Annotated in this window: 13 protein-coding genes, 1 pseudogene and 1 riboswitch; of the genes and pseudogenes, 6 read left to right on the top strand and 8 right to left on the bottom strand. The window is 69.1% G+C overall.

What is annotated here, in order from left to right; translation table 11 throughout:
* Positions 1-86 precede the first annotated feature (86 nt).
* Both cydB and ACIQAK_RS11785 read right to left on the bottom strand, forming a co-directional pair.
* Positions 87-1088 (bottom strand): cytochrome d ubiquinol oxidase subunit II, encoded by a 1002-nt coding sequence (gene cydB / locus ACIQAK_RS11790; protein ID WP_366391633.1) that lies wholly within the window; start codon positions 1086-1088, stop codon positions 87-89.
* Between the two features lie 18 nt (positions 1089-1106).
* Positions 1107-2618: a cytochrome ubiquinol oxidase subunit I gene (locus tag ACIQAK_RS11785; RefSeq protein ID WP_366391632.1), complete on the bottom strand. Its 1512-nt coding sequence runs from the start codon at positions 2616-2618 to the stop codon at positions 1107-1109.
* Between the two features lie 492 nt (positions 2619-3110).
* Between ACIQAK_RS11785 and ACIQAK_RS11780 the strand changes: the two genes are divergently transcribed.
* Positions 3111-4070, top strand: a complete 960-nt coding sequence (locus tag ACIQAK_RS11780; RefSeq protein WP_366391631.1) for a redoxin family protein — start codon at positions 3111-3113, stop codon at positions 4068-4070.
* Between the two features lie 8 nt (positions 4071-4078).
* On the opposite strand, the gene ACIQAK_RS11775 is transcribed toward ACIQAK_RS11780, so the two are convergent.
* Positions 4079-4780, bottom strand: a complete 702-nt coding sequence (locus tag ACIQAK_RS11775) for a hypothetical protein (protein ID WP_366391630.1) — start codon at positions 4778-4780, stop codon at positions 4079-4081.
* Between ACIQAK_RS11775 and ACIQAK_RS11770 the strand changes: the two genes are divergently transcribed.
* A complete protein-coding gene (locus tag ACIQAK_RS11770; protein ID WP_366391629.1) occupies positions 4763-5101 on the top strand; it encodes a helix-turn-helix transcriptional regulator in 339 nt (112 codons plus the stop codon). The genes ACIQAK_RS11775 and ACIQAK_RS11770 overlap by 18 nt on opposite strands.
* Positions 5102-5427: 326 nt before the next feature.
* On the opposite strand, the pseudogene ACIQAK_RS11765 reads toward ACIQAK_RS11770, so the two are convergent.
* Both ACIQAK_RS11765 and hisC read right to left on the bottom strand, forming a co-directional pair.
* Positions 5428-5829 (bottom strand): annotated as a pseudogene (locus tag ACIQAK_RS11765) (hypothetical protein); the annotation flags it as partial.
* A gap of 145 nt (positions 5830-5974) precedes the next feature.
* Positions 5975-7054, bottom strand: a complete 1080-nt coding sequence (gene hisC, locus ACIQAK_RS11760; protein ID WP_366391628.1) for a histidinol-phosphate transaminase — start codon at positions 7052-7054, stop codon at positions 5975-5977.
* Positions 7055-7445: 391 nt separating this feature from the next.
* Here hisC and ACIQAK_RS11755 point away from each other — a divergent pair, with 391 nt between their 5' ends.
* The 3 genes from ACIQAK_RS11755 (at position 7446) to ACIQAK_RS11745 (ending at position 10919) form a co-directional block, all read left to right on the top strand.
* On the top strand, positions 7446-8558 hold the full coding sequence (locus tag ACIQAK_RS11755) for a LacI family DNA-binding transcriptional regulator (RefSeq protein ID WP_076967683.1): 1113 nt from the start codon (positions 7446-7448) through the stop codon (positions 8556-8558).
* 159 nt (positions 8559-8717) lie between these two features.
* Positions 8718-9914 carry a metallophosphoesterase gene (locus ACIQAK_RS11750; RefSeq protein ID WP_401848002.1) on the top strand — a complete coding sequence of 399 codons (1197 nt, stop codon included), beginning with the start codon at positions 8718-8720 and terminating at the stop codon, positions 9912-9914.
* A gap of 183 nt (positions 9915-10097) precedes the next feature.
* Complete coding sequence (locus ACIQAK_RS11745; RefSeq protein WP_366391626.1) at positions 10098-10919, top strand: hypothetical protein; 822 nt, start codon at positions 10098-10100, stop codon at positions 10917-10919.
* 169 nt (positions 10920-11088) lie between these two features.
* Here the strand turns inward: ACIQAK_RS11745 and ACIQAK_RS11740 are convergent, their stop codons facing one another.
* Positions 11089-11445, bottom strand: a complete 357-nt coding sequence (locus tag ACIQAK_RS11740; RefSeq protein ID WP_366391625.1) for a DUF805 domain-containing protein — start codon at positions 11443-11445, stop codon at positions 11089-11091.
* 307 nt (positions 11446-11752) lie between these two features.
* Positions 11753-13573 (bottom strand): phosphomethylpyrimidine synthase ThiC, encoded by a 1821-nt coding sequence (gene thiC, locus ACIQAK_RS11735; RefSeq protein ID WP_366391624.1) that lies wholly within the window; start codon positions 13571-13573, stop codon positions 11753-11755.
* Positions 13566-13699, bottom strand: a riboswitch (TPP riboswitch). Its footprint overlaps the gene before it by 8 nt.
* A 70-nt stretch (positions 13700-13769) precedes the next feature.
* On the opposite strand from thiC, the gene ACIQAK_RS11730 reads away from it, so the two are divergent.
* Positions 13770-15110 carry a YibE/F family protein gene (locus ACIQAK_RS11730; RefSeq protein ID WP_366391623.1) on the top strand — a complete coding sequence of 447 codons (1341 nt, stop codon included), beginning with the start codon at positions 13770-13772 and terminating at the stop codon, positions 15108-15110.
* 19 nt (positions 15111-15129) lie between these two features.
* Here ACIQAK_RS11730 and ACIQAK_RS11725 read toward each other — a convergent pair whose 3' ends face one another.
* Positions 15130-15567, bottom strand: a complete 438-nt coding sequence (locus tag ACIQAK_RS11725) for an SsgA family sporulation/cell division regulator (protein ID WP_084747662.1) — start codon at positions 15565-15567, stop codon at positions 15130-15132.
* Positions 15568-15649: the final 82 nt, after the last annotated feature.

Raw genomic sequence — 15649 nt, 5'->3', positions numbered from 1 at the left:
CGTTGGGATCGGCGAGATCGGCGAGATCGGCGAGGTGAGCCGGGCGGTGTTTCACGTGAAACACCGCCCGTCGGGGCCGGTGCGGATCAGTGCGCGTCCGCGATGTGCTGGGTGCCGATCCGCTTGCGGAACACCCAGTACGTCCAGCTCTGGTAGAGCAGCACCATGGGTGTGGCGATGCCGGCGCACCAGGTCATGATCTTCAGCGTGTACGGCGTGGACGAGGCGTTGGTGACCGTGAGGTTCCACGCGTCGTTTAGCGAGGACGGCATGACGTTCGGGAAGAGCGTCAGGAAGAGCATCCCGACCGCCGCCACGATCGTCAGCCCCGAGAACGCGAACGACCAGCCCTCGCGCCCCTTGGCGATGGCGCCGATCGCCGCCACCAGGGCCACCGCCGCCACGATCAACGCCGCCAGGCTCCAGCGGTCACCGCTCACGGCCTGGGTCCAGAGCAGGAAGCCGAGCGCGAGCACCGCGGTGGCGAGGCCCAGCTTCAGCGCCAGGGAGCGCGCCCGCACCCGGATGTCCCCGGCCGTCTTGAGCGCGGCGAACACCGCGCCGTGGAAGGTGAAGAGGAAGAGCGTGACGAGCCCGCCGAGGATCGCGTACGGGTTCAGCAGGTCGGCGAAAGTGCCGACGTACTCCATGTCGGCGTCGATCTTCACCCCGCGCACGATGTTCCCGAACGCCACGCCCCACAGCACCGCGGGGATCAGCGAGGTCCAGAAGATGGCGTTCTCCCAGTTCGTCTGCCACCGCTCCTCGGTCCGCTTGGCGCGGTACTCGAAGGCGACCCCACGCACGATCAGGCAGAGCAGGATGATCAGCAGGGGGAGGTAGAAGCCGGAGAACAGCGTGGCGTACCACTCGGGGAAGGCCGCGAAGGTCGCGCCGCCGGCGCTGAGCAACCAGACCTCGTTGCCGTCCCAGACGGGTCCGATGGTGTTGATAAGGACCCGCCGCTCCTTGCGGCCGCGGGCGAGCAGCTTGGTAAGGACCCCGATGCCGAAGTCGAATCCCTCCAGGAAGAAGTAGCCGATCCAGAGGACGGCGATGAGCACGAACCAGATGTCGTGGAGTTCCATCTCTCAGCTCCTGCGCTCTCAGTACGAGAAGGCCATGGGCCGGTCGGCGTCTTCGTCGTCGTGGCCGTTGATCCGGGTGGGCGGGTTGAGGTCGGACTCGGTGAGCTCCGGCGGCCCGGCCTTGATGTACTTCACGAGCAGCTTGACCTTGACGACGGCGAGCACGGCGTAGAGGAGGGTGAAGAGGATCATCGAGGTGAGGATCTCGCCCTGCGATACGCCGGGGGAGACCCCGGCGCGGGTCTGGAGCACGCCGTAGACCACCCACGGCTGGCGGCCCATCTCGGTGAAGATCCAGCCCCAGGAGTTGGCGATGAGCGGGAAGAGCAGGGTCCAGAGCGCGACGAGCCAGTAGAGCCTGGTGAGCTTCGGACTGAGCGCCTTGTTCCGGAAGAGGACCAGGTTCGGCACTTCGTCCTCGCCGGTCCGCAGCGCCGGTGGCAGCAGGAACTTCCGCCGGGTCAGCCAGAGCCCCAGGATGCCGAGGCCGAAGGAGGCCATGCCGAAGCCGATCATCCAGCGGAAGCTCCAGAACGCGACCGGGATGTTGGGCCGGTAGTCGCCGGGGCCGTACTTCTCCTGCTGGGCCTTGTTGATGTCGTTGATGCCCGGGACGTAGGAGTCCGGGTCGTTGTCGGCGAGGAAGGAGAGCACCCCGGGGAGCGAGATCTCGACCGAGTTGTGGCCCTCGCTGACATCGCCGTACGCGAAGATCGAGAAGGGCGCGCCTTCCTGGCCGTCCCACAGGGCCTCGGCGGCGGCCATCTTCATCGGCTGCTGGCGGAACATCACCTTGGCGAGCGTGTCGCCGCTGACGGCGGTGAGCAGTCCGGCGACGACGACCGTGACCAGCCCCAGCCGCAGCGAGGTCCGCATCACCGGGATGTGCTTCCCGCGCGCGAGATGGAAGGCGGCGATGCCGACCATGAAGGCCCCGCCGACCAGGAACGCCGCCGTGATGGTGTGGAAGAACTGGGTCACCGCGGTGTCCTGGGTGAGCACCTTCCAGAAGTCGGTGAGCTCGGCGCGGCCGCGCTCTTCGTTGATGCGGTAGCCGACCGGGTGCTGCATCCAGGAGTTGGCCGCCAGGATGAAGTAGGCGGAGAGGATCGTGCCGAGCGAGACCATCCATATGCAGGCGAGGTGGATCTTCTTCGGCAGCCGGTCCCAGCCGAAGATCCACAGTCCGATGAAGGTGGACTCGAAGAAGAAGGCGATCAGCGCCTCGAAGGCGAGCGGGGCGCCGAAGACGTCGCCGACGAAGCGCGAGTAGTCCGACCAGTTCATGCCGAACTGGAACTCCTGGACGATGCCCGTGACCACGCCCATGGCGATGTTGATCAGGAACAGCTTGCCCCAGAACTTGGTCGCCCTGAGGTACTTCTCGTTGTTCGTCCGCACCCAGGCGGTCTGCAGGCCGGCGGTGAGCGCGGCGAGCGAGATCGTCAGCGGAACGAAGAGGAAGTGGTAGACGGTGGTGATGCCGAACTGCCATCGCGCCAGGGTCTCCGGCGCCAGAGCGAGGTCCACGTCGTCTTTCTCCTTACGTCGCCGTGGTGACGCCACGTCGCCGTGACCACACCGGGCACTCCGCCCCTTTAATCCCACTGATCACGGGACCAAACGGGGCACGCTTGTGAACGCGTTCACATTCACAAGCAATTATGGCGCACACACTTTCGGGCCGTTCGCCGGGGGTACCCCTTTCGGCCACGGGCGCCCGGGACGTATGCGAAAAGGCCCCTGACCTCGTCGAACGAGGTCAGGGGCCACCGGCCCTACCGGCGCCGCGAACGGCCTCGGGGAACATCGGTACAGCGGCTATCGGTGAGAACGATCACGGCCGGTGGTGTCGATGAGCGCGCACGTCGTCTCGACCCGTGGCGGGCTTCGCAGAAGCAGTGAGAATGCCCTGAACCAGCGGACGGCGGCTGTCTTCGCCTGCGGGTCGTGCAGGCATCCCCGCAGAGCGCTTGACCTTACCCTCAAGGGCAAGGTTTAGCGTTCTTCGAGGTGAGAGGCATGCGGATCGGTGAGCTGGCCCGGCGAGCGGGTGTGACGACCAAGGCGGTGCGCTACTACGAATCGCTGGGGCTGCTCACACCGGTGCGGCTGGCCAACGGCTATAGGGACTACGACGAGCACGACGTACGGCTCACGCAGGAAATCCGGGCGCTGTGTCGCCTCGGCATCCCTGTGGAGGCGACACGGCCGTTTCTGGAATGCCTGGCTCTGGGGCACCGGCAGGCGGACGACTGCCCGGCTGCGCCGGCCGGGTACCGGGACGCCATTGACGAGCTCACGCAGCGGATCGAGGGCCTCACCGCCCGCCGGGCGGTGCTGGTGGCGCACCTGCACGAGGCCGCTCATCGCAACAGCCGCTTCTCAGCGGCCAACGGAGAGGAACCGATGACCGACTACACGAGCCTGCCTGCCGATCTGCCCGTTCCCGAGGACGACAGCGCTGCTGCCCACCTGCGCGGGGCGAGAATGCCGCAGCTGGACCTCCAGGCCACCGACGGCGCCACAATCAGCCTTGAGGCGCTGGGTGCAGGCCGCACGGTGCTCTACATCTACCCGCTGACGGGCCGCCCCGGCACCGATCTGCCCGAGGGCTGGGACTCCATCCCTGGCGCCCGTGGCTGCACCGCCGAGACATGCGGCTTCCGCGACCACCACCAGGACCTGCTCGCGGCCGGCGCGACCCGGGTGTACGGCCTTTCCAGCCAGGACCGCGACTACCAACGTGAGGTCACCGAGCGGCTCCGCCTCCCGTTCCGGATGCTGTCCGACCCCGCACGGAGCTTGGCCCAGGCACTGGACCTTCCCACATTCACCACAAGCGGGCTGACGCTGTACAAGCGGCTCACACTGATCATCAATAACAACGTGATCGAGCACGTTTTCTACCCGATCTTCCCGCCGGACCAGCACGCCGACCACGTCCTGGCCTGGCTCAGCGACAACGCTGACCGGCCTTGATGCATCGGCTACAGCTGTTGGCGATGATCATGGTGCGGTCGGGAAAAGGGCGCTGACCCGGTTCTCGTATTCGCGGCGGGCCTTGGCGCTGTGCCGGGACGGTCGGGGCGCCTTGAGTGCCGTCGAGGGGTTGGCAGCGGGCGAGGAGCTGGCGGTGGACTGCCGGGGTGGCGCTGAACCCGCAGGGTGTAGCCCTGGCCGCGCCGCACGGTTACGCCGTGGTCGAGCGCGGCCAGCTCGGCGTCGCCCATCTCGGTGGCGCGGAGGAAGTCGGCGACCTTGCCCGGCATGTCGAGGGTGACCGGCAACTCCTGGGCGGGGGCGTCCTCCTCGATGTTGGTGTGGTCGGGCATGAGGTCGGCCACGGCCGTGCGGATCGCGCCGCGGCTGACGCCGTGCTCACGGGCGAGTGCGGCGATCGAGCGGCCCTCCAGGTACGCGGTGCGTACGGCGTCGGTCTTCGCGGACGCCACGGCGGGGCGGCGCCCGCCTTTGCTGCCCTTGGCCTCGGCGGCGCGCAGTCCGTCGTAGGTCAGCTCGCGCTGGAGGTCGCGCTGGAGTTCGCCGGCGGCGGCGAGGGTCTGCACCATGAACTTCACGGTGGACAGCGGCTCGTCGGTGCGCGGGTGGCGGGCGGTGAGGTCCATCGCGGAGAGCGCGCCGTCGTGGATGCGCAGCGCGAGGCGGTTGCGGTGGAGGATGTCGAGCACGTAGAGGATGTGCCCGGTGCCGCGGACGAGGCGGCTGTGCACAACATCTTCACCACCACCGAGCTGGTGCCGATGCGCGTCCGGGGCATCGAACTGTCCGCCTCGCAGATTCACCGCCTGGTCTCCGGCACCCCCGAACGGCTCTCTCTCCAGGTGCTGGCCGCGTTCTGCGACATCCTCGCCTGCTCACCGGCCGACTTGGTCGCAACACCTGCCGAGAACGATGGGGTCCGCAAGACCGCGACTGGTGGCGTTCCGGCGCCGCCGTCGACCGTCGCGAAACTGCGACCCCGGCCGGCCCGGATCCTGCCCGACGCATGAGCTCCACCTATACCCCGGAAGAGTGCGAGCGCTGGCACAAGAGGACCCGCGCCCGCTGGCACAAGAGGACCTGCGCCCGCTGCCGGCGGCACAGCTGGTTCGCCGCCCGATGGCCCGATGGCCACGTCTGCCGCACCTGCCACGACAAGGCCCTCCTTGTCCGCGGCACCTGCCCGGGTGCGGCGACGAGCGCGCGCTTCCCGGCCTGCGGTCCGGGGACGGCACACGAATCTGCTCCGACTGCGCGGGCTTCATGATGTCCTAACGATGCTCTCGCTGCGGGATGGAGGACAAGCTTCACCGCGCACGGCTCTGCACTCGATGCACCATCGCCGACCGGCTCGACGAGCTGTCAAGCAGGCTGTTACGACGGGCACGCCGTCCTCGTCGGTGAACGCCGGCTCCTCCACGAAGGGCCGAAAGACCTCAGGGACTTCGTCGATCACTCCCGGCCAAGGCTCGCCATCGTTGCCATATGGGCTCATCGGCGATTCGTGGCTGAAGCCGCGGACATAGACCCCGGCCGCCGAGAACACTATGGAGTACTCACCTCCTCACCCGTTGCGCATCGAGGCCATCTCCTCGCCTTCAGCCCAAGCGGCGTTGAAGGAGTAGTACCGGCTTTCCCAGTCCGGGCTCAGGATCGCGTCGAGCATCGCAAGCGAGCGGCACAGGTCCCGCAGGTCAGAGATGGTGGGAAGCTGGCGGACCACGTCATGGACAGTCACGGGCTCATCCAACCGGATCCCTCTGACATCAGCCCCGCCCCTGCCAGACGTCACGGTCAGTAGCAGTTCCAGAGCCGGACGGACCAACACGCGACTGTTGATTAGGCGAGCCCACCAGTACCGAGGTCGGCGAAGCGCCGGGCCGCTACTGCTCCGCGCGGAACGCCTCCGCCGCCTTCAGGAAGAGGTCGTTGCCCTCACACTCCCCGATCGTGACCCGTACGCCCTCACCCTTGAACGGGCGCACCACCACGCCGGCCCGCTCACAGGCGGCGGCGAAGTCGAGGGTCCGCTCGCCCAGGCGCAGCCAGACGAAGTTGGCGTGCGACTCCGGAACCGTCCAGCCCTGCCGCACCAGCTCCTCGCTCACCCGGCTCCGCTCGGAGACCAGCGAGCCGACCCGGCCCAGCAGCTCGTCCTCGGCGCGCAGCGATGCGACCGCCGCGTCCTGGGCGAGCTGGCTGACGCCGAAGGGGACGGCGGTCTTGCGCAGCGCCGCGGCCACCGGCTCGTGGGCCACGGCGAACCCGACCCGCAGCCCCGCGAGGCCGTACGCCTTGGAGAAGGTCCGCAGCACCGCCACATTGGGCCGGTCCCGGTAGATCTCGATGCCGTCGGGCACGTCGGCGTCGCGGATGAACTCCTTGTACGCCTCGTCCAGCACCACCAGCACATCGCTCGGCACCCGGTCCAGGAACCGCTCCAGCTCGGCCCGGCGCACCACGGTCCCGGTGGGGTTGTTCGGGTTGCAGACGAAGATCAGCCGGGTCCGGTCGGTGATGGCCGCGGCCATCGCGTCGAGGTCGTGCACCTCACCGCTGGTCAGCGGGACCTTCACCGAGGTCGCGCCGCTCACCTGCGTGATGATCGGGTAGGCCTCGAAGGACCGCCAGGCGTAGATGACCTCGTCGCCCGGGCCCGAGGTGGCCTGGAGCAGCTGCTGGGCCACCCCGACCGACCCGGTGCCGGTGGCCAGGTGCGAGAGCGGCACACCGAAGCGGTCGGACAGCTCGTTCATCAGCCCGGTGCACGCCATGTCCGGGTAGCGGTTGAAGCTGCCCGCCGCGGCGAGCGCCGACTCCAGGACCCCCGGCAGCGGCGGGTAGGGGTTCTCGTTGGAGGACAGCTTGTACGCGACCGGCCCGCCGGCCGCCGCGGGCTTGCCCGGCACATAGGCGGGGACGCCGTCCAGCTCGGCGCGCAGCTTGGGGCTCGTCTCGCTCACCGCAGGTCCTCCTCGACCGTCGTACACATCAATACTGCTCACCTTATGAGGATTGGGCGCCGGTGCGAATGGCCCGGGAGAGGAATCTCCCGCAGTGCCGGGAATGGCCCGTCCGCGCACGGCTCCTCAGGGGGAGTGTTCGGGGTTCCGGCGCGCGCCCGTGTCTCACGCCGTGGCGCGCGTCCCCCGAAGTGGTGAGTTGAGACCTCTTCGAGACATCGACCATTCAACAGGCCCTCAGCCGTCCATACCTGAAACACGAATGTCCTTACTGCCAACCCCCTTGCATTGCACGGTATTTGACGGCCAATAACCTTGCAGAAACGTGCCTGCTGGTGCGTGCATATGCGACCGGACCGACCGCCCCTCCGAGCCCTACTATCGGCTCGCCATGACAGCAGCAGGGAAGCACCAGGTGAGCCGGACGGAGACCCCCCGGCGCAGCGGCCGGCCAGGACGGGCGGGGATCCGTGACGTGGCCGCCGCGGCCGGAGTCTCGATCACGACCGTCTCCGACGCGCTCAACGGCAAGGGCAGGCTTCCGGACGCCACCCGCAGCCATGTCCGCGAGGTCGCAGAGCGCTTGGGCTACCGCCCCTCCGCAGCGGCCCGAACCCTCCGTACGGGCAAGTCGGGCCTGATCGGCCTGACCGTGACCACCTACGGGGATGAACCTTTCACCTTCACCGAGTTCGCGTACTTCGCGGAGATGGCGAGAGCCGCGACCTCGGCGGCGCTCGCCCGGGGCTACGCCCTCGTCATCCTCCCCGCCACCTCCCGCCACGACGTCTGGTCGAACGTCGCGCTCGACGGGACCGTCGTGATCGACCCCTCCGACCAGGACCCGGTCGTCACCGAGCTCGTCCGCCAGGGACTGCCCGTCGTCTCGGACGGCCGCCCGGCCGGGACACTCCCCGTCACCGCCTGGGTCGACAACGACCACCGGGCCGCCGTGCTCGACCTCCTCGACCACCTCGCCGCCGCCGGGGCCCGCCGTATCGGCCTGCTGACCGGCACCACCACCGACACGTACACCCGGCTCTCCACCACGGCCTATCTCCACTGGTGCGAGCGGGTCGGCCAGGACCCCGTCTACGAGTCCTACCCGGCGCACGACCCCTGCGCGGGCGCGGTCGCCGCCGACCGGTTGCTCGCCCGCCCGGACCGCCCCGACGCGGTCTACGGGCTCTTCGACCCCAACGGCACCGATCTCCTCGCGGCCGCCCGCCGCTACGGCCTGCGGGTACCCGAGGACCTGCTGCTGGTCTGCTGCAGCGAGTCCACCGTGTACGCCGCCACCGAACCGCCCATCACGACGCTCTCGCTGAAGCCGCGCCGCATCGGCACGGCCGTCGTCCAGCTCCTCATCGACGCCATCGAAGGGGTGGAGCACGACGGGCCGGTGGAGCAGGTGATACCGACGGAGCTCATCGTCCGGACCTCCTCGCAACGCCGGCCGCCGCGCACCACGGTCAGCGCGCCACGCTCCCCCAGCAGGGACTGATCGTCTCTTTCCGGACCAATCGGCCGGTGATCCGCACGTGCGCCCGGATTCACCACCCCTGGTGCGTCACACAGATCGATCCGCATTCCTATGATGGGCGCACGACACCGCGGACCACCTCGACCAGGCAGGGCCCGTCAGGTGTACGGCGGCGCGACGGTGGTGGAGGGGTCGATGACACAGGGGGCCGGTCAGGAACCCGTGGTGCGGACGGCGACGTTGCGTGACTTCCGGGTTCCGCCGTATGCGCAGACGCCCGTGCCACCGCAGACGCCCGTACCACCGCAGACGCACGGTGCCGTGCCGCACCCGTCACTGCCCCCGCGTGCGCCGGAGCAGCCCGCTCCCATGCCGTACGCCTCCGTGCCGGCGCACGCGCCCGTCCCGCCCCGGCTGCCGCATCCCGGCAACGTGGCTGTCGGCGACGAGCCCCCGGAGGGGTACACGCCCACCGAGCGCGATCTCCCCGTCATCAACCGCGGCGACACCGTCAGGATGCAGACCGTCCCCGAGTCCCACCCCGACACGGGGGAGGGGCGCGGCCCGCTCTTCGTCGTCGGCGACGTCCACGGTTATCTGGACGAGCTGCTGGCCGCCCTCGCCACGCAGGGCCTCGTCGACGCCGACGGCAACTGGGCCGCGGGCAACGCCCGTCTGTGGTTCCTGGGCGACTTCACCGACCGCGGCCCCGACGGCATCGGAGTCATCGACCTCGTCATGCGGCTCTCCGCGGAGGCGGCCGCGGCGGGCGGCTACTGCAAGGCACTGATGGGCAACCACGAGCTGCTGCTCATCGGCGCCAAGCGGTTCGCCGACACCCCCGTCAACTCCGGAGCCGGCACCGCCACCTTCCAGGCCGCCTGGCTGCTCAACGGCGGCCAGAAGAGCGACATGGACCGCCTCCAGGACGTACACCTGCAATGGATGTCCCGACTCGACGCGGTCATCGAGGAGGACGGGCATCTGCTGATGCACTCCGACACGACGGCCTACCTCGACTACGGCTCCACCATCGAGGACGTCAACGACACCATCACCGCCATCCTCACGCGTAACGACGCCGATGAGTGCTGGGACCTCTTCCGCAAGCTCACCAGGCGGTTCGCCTTCCGGGACGAGGGCGGCGCCGAGGCGGTGCGCGAGCTGCTGACGACGTACGGCGGACAGCGCGTCGTCCATGGTCACAGCCCCATTCCGTATCTTCTCGGCGAGGTCGGCACCGAGGACGGCGAGGACGGCTCGGGTCCGGTGGTGAACGGCCCGCACGTGTACGCCGAGGGGCTCGCCATCGCCATGGACGGCGGAGTGACCATGGCCGGAAAGCTCCTGGTCGTCCAACTCCCCCTGCATGTCTGAACTCCGGCGGGGAAGGCGCTTCTGGATCGGACCGCGCCGATCAGCGGGCCTATTTCCGGAAACACCCTGTCACCGCGCGCCGTGAGCGCTCTACCATCGGCTCATCAGTAGCAGGCTCTCCTCCGTTTCCGCCCGATCGCCCGGTCAGACGCGGGCCGCCCGGGCCCGACGGAGCATCGGGGGATGCAGATGACAAGCGCTCCGCACCTGCTGGCCGAGGACGGCCCCGAGTACGGGCGGATCCTGGACGACGCACTGCGTCACGCCCACGAACGCCCGGACCTGGAGGGCGTCGGTGACCGGCTCAACACCGAACAGCTGCGCACGATGGCGCTCAACGCCACGGCGCTGATCACCGCGGCCGCCGCCACCGAGTACGAGCACTACGTGAAGGCCCGGGCCGAGCTGCGCGCGGCGAGCGCCACCGTCCAGGAGGGCGAGCCGTACGCGGACGGCTCATCGACGGTCGAACCGGGCGCCGGCATAGGAGCGGTGCTCACGGTCCTCACACCGCTCCTCGCGGGCGCCGCCGCCGTGATCTTCCTGCTCGTCGGCTATCTGCTGAAGGCGGTCAGCCCGTCGGTCGCCTTCGCCACCACCATGGTGGCGGCCGGGTGGTTCTTCGCGGCCGTCGCCGCCGCGGCCATCCTGGTCGCCGCCGGGGGGCTCCTCGTCACCGCCCTGCGCAACGGCTCGACCTCCCTGGCCGCCGAGGACGAGGAACAGGGGCTGCCGGAGGAGGTCGCCAGGGCCAGGGAGGCCTGGCGGCACGCCCTGCTGGAGCGCGGCATCCTGCCGTTCCTCCGGGACGCGCTGGCCGACCCGACCGCGGGCCCCGCCGCCCGGACCCCGCACCGCTCGCCCAACCGCATTCCGAAGGTCGGCTACAGCAGGCCGGACTTCTCCGGCCCGGAGGACGGCCCGTCGGCGGGGCCCCGGCCGACCTTCACGAGCCCCGACTTCAGCAGCCCGGACTTCGGCGGGCCGGAGCACCGGCCGGAATAGCGGTACGGGGCCGAGCCCTCCGGCCCCGTACCGGGCAGAGCCCTCCCGGGGTCCGGGAGGGCTTGCGGCTCCCGGCCGGCCCCGCCCTCGCCCCCGGAAACGCCGCAGGCCGGGGCGGCAAGTGCCGCACCCGGCCCGGGAGATGCTCCGGATCGACCGGAGCAGTGGATCAGACCGTCTGCGGAGCGAGCTTCGGGTTGGTCCCGTACTCGTTCGCCTCCGCCTTGCCCTCCGAGGCAAGGAAGACCAGCAGGACGATGCCGCCGACCAGCGGGACGAACGAGATCAGGAACCACCAGCCGGACCGGCCGGTGTCGTGCAGCCGGCGCACCATCACGGCGAGCGACGGGATGATCGTCGCAACCATGTAGATGAGGTACGGGACCGTCGTGTCGATCGCGGCGCCGAGACCCATCAGGATGGCCACCACAATCAGGTTGATGAGCGTGAACAGCCAGTACTCCTTGCGGCGCGCGCGTCCACTGAAGCCTGCGTAGTTCTTGAGTACGGCCAGGTACCAGTTCACTGTGTTTCCCTCCCCAGGCCCCCCGTGCGAGGGCCACCAATTTCAGCCAAGCAAGCCGGAAAGTAAGCCACAGATAAGGAGCGGGTCAAGCTCAGTTGACGCAGCTGCGAAACGTACATCCAGCTGCCGCACGACTGTGTCCATACTGTCGCCTAACAAGGCCCGCAACCACACCAGATGATCATCAAGGCCGCAAGGCGCCCATAAGGGAAGCCCGTTGGCCTCACGTCAATCGGTCAAGAGGCTGGAACGGCAGCCGTCCCCGACACCGCCGGGGGTGTCGGGGACGGCGATCGGGCCGCAGAGGCTAGTCGGCGATCGGCAGGTAGACGCGGTTGCCGGCGGCCGCGAACTCCTTCGACTTCTCGGCCATGCCCTCCTCGATCTCCTCCTGTGAACCGCCGTGCTGGCGGCGGATGTCCTGGGAGATCTTCATCGAGCAGAACTTCGGCCCGCACATGGAGCAGAAGTGCGCCGTCTTCGCCGGCTCGGCGGGCAGCGTCTCGTCGTGGAACTCCCGGGCCGTGTCCGGGTCGAGGGCCAGGTTGAACTGGTCCTCCCACCGGAACTCGAACCGAGCGTCGGAGAGCGCGTCGTCCCACTCCTGCGCGCCCGGGTGCCCCTTGGCGAGGTCGGCCGCGTGGGCGGCGATCTTGTAGGTGATCACGCCCGTCTTCACGTCGTCCCGGTTGGGCAGCCCCAGGTGCTCCTTGGGCGTGACGTAGCAGAGCATCGCCGTGCCCCACCAGGCGATCATCGCGGCGCCGATGCCCGAGGTGATGTGGTCGTAGGCGGGCGCGACGTCCGTGGTCAGCGGGCCGAGCGTGTAGAACGGCGCCTCCTCGCAGATCTCCTGCTGGAGGTCGATGTTCTCCTTGATCTTGTGCATCGGGACGTGCCCGGGGCCCTCGATCATGGTCTGGACGCCGAACCGCTTGGCGATCGTGTTCAGCTCGCCCAGCGTGCGCAGCTCGGCGAACTGCGCCTCGTCGTTGGCGTCGGCGATCGAACCGGGGCGCAGCCCGTCACCGAGGGAGTAGGTGACGTCGTACGCCGCGAGGATCTCGCAGAGCTCCTCGAAGCGCTCGTAGAGGAACGACTCCTTGTGGTGCGCCAGGCACCAGGCCGCCATGATCGAGCCGCCGCGCGAGACGATACCGGTCTTGCGACGGGCCGTCAGTGGGACGTACGGCAGGCGCACTCCGGCGTGCACCGTCATGTAGTCCACGCCCTGTTCGGCCTGCTCGATGACGGTGTCCTTGTAGATCTCCCAGGTCAGCTCCTCGGCCCGGCCGTCCACCTTTTCCAGCGCCTGGTACAGCGGGACGGTGCCGATCGGTACGGGGGAGTTGCGCAGCACCCACTCACGGGTGGTGTGGATGTTGCGGCCGGTGGACAGGTCCATGACCGTGTCGGCGCCCCATTTGGTCGCCCAGGTCATCTTGTCCACCTCCTCCTCGATGGAGGAGGTGACGGCCGAGTTGCCGATGTTGGCGTTGACCTTCACCAGGAACCGCTTGCCGATGATCATCGGCTCGATCTCGGGGTGGTTGACGTTGGCCGGCAGCACGGCGCGACCCGCCGCGATCTCCTCGCGGACGACCTCGGCCTCGACGTTCTCCCGGATCGCGACGTATTCCATCTCCGGGGTGATCTCACCCCGCCGGGCGTACGCGAGCTGGGTGACGGGGCGTCCGTCGCGGCTGCGGCGCGGCTGGCGCGGCCGGCCGGGGAAGACGGCGTCCAGGTTGCGCAGCCCGCCGCGCGGCGAGGTGTGCTTGAGCCCGTCGTCCTCGGGGCGGGCCGGGCGGCCCGCGTACTCCTCGGTGTCGCCGCGGGCGATGATCCAGTTCTCCCGCAGGGGCGCGAGGCCGCGGCGGACATCGGTGTCGATGGAGGGATCGGTGTACGGCCCCGACGTGTCGTACAGCGTCACGTCCTTGCCGTTGGTCAGGTGCACCTGTCGGACCGGCACCCGGAGGTCCGGGCGTGAGCCCTGGACGTACCCCTTGTGCCAACCGATGGACTTCCCGGCCTCGTCCTTCGGGGTCCCGTCGCCCGGCGTCGTGCCGTTCGGCGTTCCGTCGTTCTGTTTCGAGGCAGGCGTGCGTGCGTCCGCTGTGGTCATGAGACCTACTCCCTACGCCGGCATTACCCGGTAACAGGTTCGGCGGTCGGCGCAGCGTGTTCCGTACAGATGTACGGCGGTCAGCGCCCTCTCAGCCCGGTGCTCCGAGCTCCCGCGTGTGCAAAGGTGCCTCCACGCTAGCGTCCTTTCCGGCGAGCTGACCAGAGGGCCCTCCCGTTCTTGCGATGATCGCCCCGTGACCTCCCCCCAAAGTGACCCCGCACCCCCGCCCCAGGACCACCCCCACGGCCACACGCACAGCCACGGGCCCGCCGCCCCGGTCTCCCAGCACCTGCGCAAGGTCATCGCCGCGGTACTGATCCCGTTCGCCACGGCGGTCGTCGTCGGCCTGATCGCGTTCTGGCCCGGTGGCGCCCCCGACCACGAGCGCACCGGTGTCGGATTCGACCGGCAGACCCAGGACGGCAAGGTGGTCCAGGTCGTCAAGGTCGACTGCGCCGACGTCAACGCCGCGCAGGTCCCGCCGACCGGTGACACCTCCACCCCCCCGGGCCGGGAAGCCGTGGACGAGGAGGAAGGGGAGTGCGCGAAGGCGACCGTCGAAGTGACCAGCGGTGACGACAAGGGCCGCAGGTTCGTCGAGGTGGTCCAGCCGGACGCGCCCCGCCAACTACGCGAGGGCCAGGGCGTGGTCGTGGCCTACGCCCCCGACGCGCCCCGCGACCTCCAGTACTCCGTCACCGATGTGAACCGGAAGATCCCGATGACGCTGCTGGCCGCGATCTTCGCCCTGGCGGTGGTCGCGGTGGGCCGGCTGCGCGGGGTGATGGCGCTGGTGGCGCTGGCCGTCTCGTTCGCCGTACTGACGCTGTTCATCCTGCCGGCGATCCTGCAGGGCTCGAATCCGCTGGTGGTGGCGGTGATCGGGGCCAGCGCCATCATGCTGGCGGCGCTCTACATGTGCCACGGGGTGACCGCGCGCACCTCCGTAGCGGTCATCGGCACGCTGATCTCCCTGCTGCTGATCGGGCTGCTGGGCTCCCTGTTCATCGGCTGGGCGGACCTGAGCGGCAACACCGACGACAACACCGGCCTCATCCACGGGCTGTACCCGGACATCGACATGAGCGGTCTGCTGCTGGCCGGTGTCATCATCGGATCGCTCGGGGTGCTCGACGATGTGACGGTCACCCAGACCTCCGCCGTCTGGGAACTGCATCAGGCGGACCCGCGGATGGGTTGGCGCGGGCTGTACCGGGCAGGTATCCGCATCGGACGGGACCACATCGCCTCGGTCGTGAACACCCTGGTGCTGGCGTACGCGGGCGCGGCGCTGCCGCTGCTGCTGCTCTTCTCCATCGCCCAGAGCAACGTGGGGACGGTGGCCAACAGCGAGTTGGTCGCCGAGGAGATCGTCCGGACGCTGGTCGGTTCGATCGGTCTGGTCGCGTCGGTGCCGGTGACGACGGTGCTCGCCGCACTGGTGGTCTCCGCGGACCGCCCGGGGACCGGCACCTCCTCATCCACGGCCGCCGCCCCCGCGCGGACCGGCAGGGGCCGCCGCCGTAAGGCGTGAGGCGGGGAGGTACGGGCGCTCAGCCCGCGTTCTGTTCCTCGGCGAGGATGCGGCCGAGCGCCTCCTCCAGGTTGCCGTCGAAGTCACCCAGCGTGTGCTCCTGACCGAGGGGCACCAGCTTGTCGGTCCGGTCGAGGAACGCCACCAGCGGTGCCGTGCCGGCTCTGAACAGCGCGCGGTCCGCGCCCACCTGGAGGCGGATGTGCACATCGCCGAGGCCCTCGGGCTCCGTCGGCCCGATGTGCACATCGCCGTCGCCACTGGGGCTGTTGATCCCGTCCAGCAGCAGCTCGCGGCCGAATGCCCAGGTCACAGGGGCATCGCCGGGCAGATGGAACGTCATCCGGATGGCATAGGGATCAGCCACCTCGTACCGGAGCTCCACCGGAATACGGAAGGAGAGCTCCTCGGAGACGAGGAAGCTCATCATGACCTCTGCTTGAACCGACTCGCGCATCGTTCAACCCCGCAGTAGATGAAACTGGCCAGGAATGATCCCCTATGGCCCTATTGACGCCATCGTGGTGCACGCGATAGCA

The sequence above is a fragment of the Streptomyces sp. NPDC088706 genome (assembly GCF_044752765.1).
Classification (GTDB): Bacteria; Actinomycetota; Actinomycetes; order Streptomycetales; family Streptomycetaceae; genus Streptomyces.
Note: the sequence above shows the minus strand (reverse complement) of the source record. Positions and strands in the feature narration are given on the sequence as shown.

Bases quoted from the DNA above. Each gene is read 5' to 3' on its own strand.
- cydB (WP_366391633.1), bottom strand. From the start codon at position 1,088: ATGGAACTCCACGACATCTGGTTCGTGCTCATCGCCGTCCTCTGGATC.
- ACIQAK_RS11725 (WP_084747662.1), bottom strand. From the start codon at position 15,567: ATGCGCGAGTCGGTTCAAGCAGAGGTCATGATGAGCTTCCTCGTCTCC.
- thiC (WP_366391624.1), bottom strand. From the start codon at position 13,573: ATGACCACAGCGGACGCACGCACGCCTGCCTCGAAACAGAACGACGGA.
- ACIQAK_RS11755 (WP_076967683.1), top strand. From the start codon at position 7,446: ATGACAGCAGCAGGGAAGCACCAGGTGAGCCGGACGGAGACCCCCCGG.
- ACIQAK_RS11745 (WP_366391626.1), top strand. From the start codon at position 10,098: ATGCAGATGACAAGCGCTCCGCACCTGCTGGCCGAGGACGGCCCCGAG.
- ACIQAK_RS11780 (WP_366391631.1), top strand. From the start codon at position 3,111: ATGCGGATCGGTGAGCTGGCCCGGCGAGCGGGTGTGACGACCAAGGCG.